Here is a 5,778-nt window from a genome sequence, read left to right as displayed (position 1 = left end):
CGGCATCATCCGTGTTCGCTACCGCCTACGTCACGATCCTACTTCAACGTTCAAAGCTGAGGTAATAACTAGAAACGTGAACGCAGGAGAGATTGACCACGTTCGAAGTGATGTGGAAGCCGACGAAGAGACCGTTCATAACTGTTGTGTAGACCTCGTCGATCTTGATTTACTGGAGGAAGAGGTAGGCGAGTATTCTATTACGATAGACGGGGAAAATGTGTTGACGGGAAAAATTGGATTGGAAGACTTTGAACAGCCTAACTAGTTCGAGATCCCTCTCACTGATTTGGTTTTCCTTCTAACGTACTCCCAATCTGAATAGGCGCTCTAATCTTGTACGACTGTTGCAACAGTTCTCGGACAGTACACAATCGAATCTATTGGTTCTCTTACTACTCCTCATGAGTCAAAACCCTGCCTTCTCGAGTTCGTCGAGGAATGCTGGCCGATTCGAATGTTCCTCCTTCAGGAACTCAACGAACTCTTCGAACTGGGCGTCAGAAACCAATTCCTGCATCGACTCCAAGTGATCTGCAATTTCCCGGTAATGACGACGCCCAGTATCACCGGCTGCAAACGGAATCAGCTGTTCGCGGTACATCTCGAAATACTCGATCGGATCGACCGTTGCGACCGGGTCCTGATAGCGACGAATCCACGATAGATTCTCGGCTTCCTTCAGTTCGAAGAATGCCTTCTCGAGATCCATCTCGTGGACGTACATAGAGATCAGCCGTTGTCGGTCACGCTGGTCGAGTGTACGCTCGAACTCTCCGTATATCGACGCCCATTCGCGACCGGTACAGGCCTCCTTTAGCTCGTCGTAGGCGTCCCACTCGGAGTGATCGAGAAATAGTTGCTTCAACAGCGTCTTGTATTTGTCTGCCTCCCGATCTCGGTAGAGATCGACAGCGAGCCAGCGCAGGTCAGTCGTCGAACGGAATGTGTCAATTCCGTGTTCGACGACCTCGAGTGCACGCTCTTCGTCGTCTTGTTCGATCAGCCGCTCGGCGTAGGCCTTACAGAACCGCTTGTCTTCGAGGTAGATCTCTTCGTACAGCATATCCAGAACATCTTCCTCGCCAAGTTCCTCCAGCACGTACACGTACGTCGAGAGGACACGCCGCTTCTGGAACTTCGAAGCAAGATCTGACTTGGAAGCACTAGATTCGGGCGATTCGATCTCTGCAGTATGTCGTTCGACGGTTGTTGGAGCGTCCACTCGAAGCTCGTCAAACGCATCGCCGACGAAGTATCCGATCTCTAGTGGTCCGACCGCTAAATGCTCGACATCAATCGTTCCGCCAGTAAAGTCGTCCGTAGAGAGCGGTCCGGTCACGAAATCCGAAGTATAGAGGACATCGTCAGTCCGCCCGTTTTCGCCAGTTGGGTCTGTTTCGTTTTCCGAGTGCGCGTTCGAACCGGCTGTCGGTTCGCTTGATGAGATGTCTTCTTGAATGTCGTCCTGAGTCGTCTCCGTCGAAGAGCCGACCGATGCTTCGAGGGCCTCTGGCTCGAGGTCGACACCCGAAACGTGTTCGTCCAACAGTTCTAGCCAATATTTGAGATCCGCCCTCGTTGTGCAGATCGTTCGTAATGCCTCGTCGTAGTCCTCGCTGGCAAATCCGTAATCCGCATCGATGAATTCCTCGAAGAGATATTCGATGTGGGGTTGCATTTCGTCATGTTCACAGACTTGTTCGACGATCGTCTCAGCGTATCCCTTGACGGCACGGCTCAATTCGCGACCGTAGTGCCCACTACTGTCGTCGATTCGATTCATATTTTCGCGGACTGCCTCCGCCAGCGCACGGTAGATATCGGTCGCTGTGCCAATGTTTTCACGGCCTCGGTGTATTTCCGCCAGGTCGTGATACTGGGAGAAGTCGATACGAGTATCGTATTCGATCATTCCACCACGACCGGCTGCATCCTCGAACAGACGGGCGATTTCTTGTTTGTAATCGTAGACGGTCTTGCCTGGCTCTTCACCAGCAAATGCAATGAACCGATCACGGATATCACGGTCGTCCGCGACGATGTCGAGGAGAAACGTCCGAAGCTCGTCGTCAGGCGTCCGATCGATCAGGGCTTCAACATCGACCGTCTCGGAGTTATCTGATGAATCGGCTGTCTCAGCAGTTGACTCGGCTGAGCGATCTTCGACGGCCAAGAGTACAGCGACGATGTGCTTGCAATCTCCAGCATAGTCGTAGGGGCAACTACAGACGGTCCGAATCGTGTCGTCGTCGATATCGATTGAGATGTCGTAATCGCGGGATCCACGAACGATTGCAGTAATGTCTCCACCATCAACGTCCAGTTCTTGAACCCTCTCCTGCTCGTAGTACTTGACCCCCCGTTCGAAGGACTGTTCTGTGCAGAGCGAACGAATTTCCGATCGGGTCGGGTACTCCATTCCTGGGCTATCTTTTCCTATGGAAGGGCGTGACATAGAAGCCTTCGCCGGTAGATCCATCCAGCTTTTGTCAAAAATAGCGTGCAAGATACAGCGCGCGTGTACAGCAGTATTCTTGTCCCTTACAATCCATATTGAGGGGCGTTATACGCTACGCGGTTACAATAGGAACACGAACACCGGATAGGAAGCGAGAATCGCCAGCGATGGGGTCAAAACCCACATCGTAACGATACGTTTCGCCGCCGCTGGATTAAACAGGCTTTCCTCATCGAGATCAGCTGGCCCCTCTGCACCGATATCCGGTACGTCTGGTATCTCCTCCGACTTCTCTGGCGGGTCTTCCTGTCTGGCAATATCTCCAATAGTCGGACCGACGGGTAAGTCCTCGGCGCGTGAGGTAACTAACGCACCTGTCGCCATCTCGAAATCCGAACTCCCTGGTGTTGGCGTTACTAACTTTGGAAGTGGTACTGCCCGACTCGCTCGACCCCACCCAAGCCCAATGATCGTAGATGTCGTACTGACAGCGAGACTTGCGGGGATCCCAAAATAAGACAGGATCGTGATGATTGTCGCACCGACTATGGAGACAATCAGCGAAGCGAGAATCGGTAGCTCTGTGATTTCATTTCCAACGGTCTCCAGCGTCCGACGAGCGATGGTGAAACTTCCCAAACCGAAGGCAAACACCGCAAGCAAAACCCCCTGATCGACGGTGAGTGATCCGCCTTCGCCGACGAGAGGCGCCACAGCGTTCGCGGCGTTCGACGCCCCTGCCGAGAACGCCATATAACAGGCAATGACGATCACCAAGAGCGATCCGACGATGTCTTGCGGAGATGCGTTTGGATTTATATATGGACGTGGAACTGTTCCCGAGCGGTCAAGCTGAATGAACTGGAGAGTGAACTTCGTAAACGCCACGTACCGGTCGAGATACGGATACACGTAGCGCCCAACGCCGATCCCGATACCAAAGCAAACCAGCGGGGAGACGATCCACGCCGAGATTATAATGAACATAAGCGCCTGATTGAGCGTCCCTGACGCGAGCCCCAGTCCGACGATGGCTCCAACAGCAGTCATCGAGGTCGACGCTGGAACGCCGTAGAGGTTCGAAATAAGTAGTGCCAGCCCGGTAAAAAACAGGACGATTACGCTCGCAACGGGTGTGAACTGGCTTGCTGGCACGATACTGCTGCTCATTGTGTCAATGACGTTTCGACCAACGGTCCACGCACCGAGAAGGGCGAACACGACGAACAGGGCCGCCGCGGTCGGCTTCCGGACGAGACGTGAACCGACCGCCGGACCGAACGCCACGCCCGTTGAGGACCCACCGATATTGAAGCCGACAAACACGGCGACAACAACACCGACGATAATCAGCAGTGACATCATCTCTCCGTGCGTGGTAACATCACGCGGTACCGCAGTTGTAATTCCCGGAGTTGAGAGTATCGAACCAACGGCTCATTAGGGTTTCCAGTCAATCTCGATCCTGACAGTCTCCCGGTCCCCGCGGAACCGTGACTGTTTTTCAATGACGTCGATTCGGTAATCCACTGTTTCCGGCGGTGTGAGTGCCACGTCCTTGTTGCCGACACGGACGGTCATGTTCTCACCAGAGCGGAGTTCGCCCGCAAGATCGTTCAGTCGATCGGCAACGGCGTCTCTGTCGATCTTCTCAGCGTTCGTCGTTTGGTCCGACATACACATCAAAAGGAAACTCGCGTAATTGTTATCCGTGGCTTATGACGCCGCAGTATACGAATTGCTCCTGCTATTTTGCTGAAATGCACCATCAGCAACGTGTTCCAGCAGCCGTGCTGAATGAAGGGCGCGAATCGGTCAGGAACCAGTTGTCATCTACCGAGGTGAATGAATCAGAGAGACCGGAACCGAACATACAACCGAGCATATGCTTCCACTGTTCTCTGTTTCAATAGGGTGACTCTCCGCTGTCTCTCAGTCCTCGCTATTGCTGTCTGCGTCCCACTCCAACCGGACCTCATGAGTCGTTCCCGTCTCGGTTTCTCGGGCCCATTCAGTGACGGAGATGGTGCCAATCGGAGGGTTGCGTTCGACGGCGGCTTCGTTACTTGTTGGCTCCATTCCCTCGAATCGGCCAGTGAGGTCTTCGTGAAGCCCCCAGAGATACGTTGCTGTCTCGCCACGGGTCATCTCGGTATTCAATACCGAAGACTCCTCCCGCTCGGCGGCGGTAACGTCGGCAGGGGCAAGGCCGACTGCGTTGACAACAGCACCGAGCAACAGGATGACACCGGTGAAGTACAGCCAGGTGACCAACAGGAGGATGCTTGCAATGAGACTCCCGCCGCCGCCGCTTAGGGAGACGTACACTTGGAACAGCACTTGCAGGATCACCCAACCGACGGCCCCGACGACCGTCCCTGGAAGCACTTCGCGTGGTGCCAGGTCGATGTCCGGAAACAGGTAGTACATCGGAAAGAATACGCCACAGAGGCCGACGACCAGTAGCAGGGGGACTACGACCCCAATGAACGGGACTGACGAAAAGAACGCGACGGCGGTAGTCGTGCCGACCATTGCGATGGCGCCTAACGCGAGGGTGAAAAGCACCACCAGACTCTTTTTGATCTGGCCGAGGAACGACGTCCCGGCGGTTGTTTCATAGATCTCCGAGAACGCCGTATCGAGCGTACGGAATACCTTGATCGCCCCCCAGACAAGGATGAGTACCCCGAGGAGAGCGGAACTGATTGTTGAGCCGAGACCGGCGCCACGTTGCTCTTCGATCATCACCTCGATGACGCCACCGACCGACGGAGAGATATTTTCGGTCGCCACCTCGATTATCTGCTGCTGTAGTTCGGGCGCGCCCAACACAGAGACCCCGATGAGAAAGAACATGACCAGTGGAACGATTGAGACGAACGCGCTGTAGGCGATACTGCCGGCGAGAAACGTCACGTTCTTTTGACTGAAGACGCGGATAACTGGTTTCACTCGTGAGACAGCAGACTGAATATTCATAGGTCACACCTCACGGTTGAACACTGCAATCGATGGGGAGTATACAACTCGGCCAGCGCAATGGGTTCCCTCGAAAAGCGAAATATCTCCGTTTTCCTGCTGGAAATTCTGTATTCATCACGCTCTCTCTGACAGGCGATCAGTATATCGGTTTGCTGTCCCCGAGAGACAGGGCGTGAATCTTGTAATCCATCTCGTGATAAAAGTATCAATAAGACAAACAGCGTTGTTTTCATTCTCCCGTTAGTTCATCCATACACTCGGCGCAAACTTCCAGACCGCCCTCTCTGGCCATGTCTTCTTCGCCGTGATCGACTGAGTCGATTAGTTCTTTC

The 5,778-nt window shown here is 53.9% G+C and carries 5 protein-coding genes; 1 reads left to right on the top strand and 4 read right to left on the bottom strand.

Annotation, left to right across the window (positions count from 1 at the left end; all coding sequences use genetic code 11):
- On the top strand, nucleotides 1–268 hold a 268-nt coding region (locus RH858_RS16675), incomplete at its 5' end, for a hypothetical protein (RefSeq protein WP_310562505.1).
- Between the two features lie 141 nt (nucleotides 269–409).
- Here the strand turns inward: RH858_RS16675 and RH858_RS16670 are convergent.
- The 4 genes from RH858_RS16670 to RH858_RS16655 all read right to left on the bottom strand — a co-directional run bounded on the left by RH858_RS16670 (nucleotide 410) and on the right by RH858_RS16655 (nucleotide 5,416).
- The gene (locus RH858_RS16670; protein WP_310562504.1) at nucleotides 410–2,482 is read right to left on the bottom strand and encodes an SWIM zinc finger family protein; all 2,073 of its coding nucleotides are present in this window, start codon (nucleotides 2,480–2,482) and stop codon (nucleotides 410–412) included.
- A gap of 99 nt (nucleotides 2,483–2,581) precedes the next feature.
- Complete coding sequence (locus RH858_RS16665) at nucleotides 2,582–3,826, bottom strand: anion permease (protein WP_310562503.1); 1,245 nt, start codon at nucleotides 3,824–3,826, stop codon at nucleotides 2,582–2,584.
- 75 nt (nucleotides 3,827–3,901) lie between these two features.
- Nucleotides 3,902–4,138, bottom strand: a complete 237-nt coding sequence (locus RH858_RS16660; RefSeq protein WP_310562502.1) for an amphi-Trp domain-containing protein — start codon at nucleotides 4,136–4,138, stop codon at nucleotides 3,902–3,904.
- Nucleotides 4,139–4,393: 255 nt separating this feature from the next.
- A complete protein-coding gene (locus RH858_RS16655; RefSeq protein WP_310562501.1) occupies nucleotides 4,394–5,416 on the bottom strand; it encodes a YihY/virulence factor BrkB family protein in 1,023 nt (340 codons plus the stop codon).
- Between the last annotated feature and the right edge of the window lie 362 nt (nucleotides 5,417–5,778).

This window comes from Halalkaliarchaeum sp. AArc-GB, assembly GCF_031432225.1.
GTDB lineage: Archaea > Halobacteriota > Halobacteria > Halobacteriales > Haloferacaceae > Halalkaliarchaeum.
Note: the sequence above shows the minus strand (reverse complement) of the source record. Positions and strands in the feature narration are given on the sequence as shown.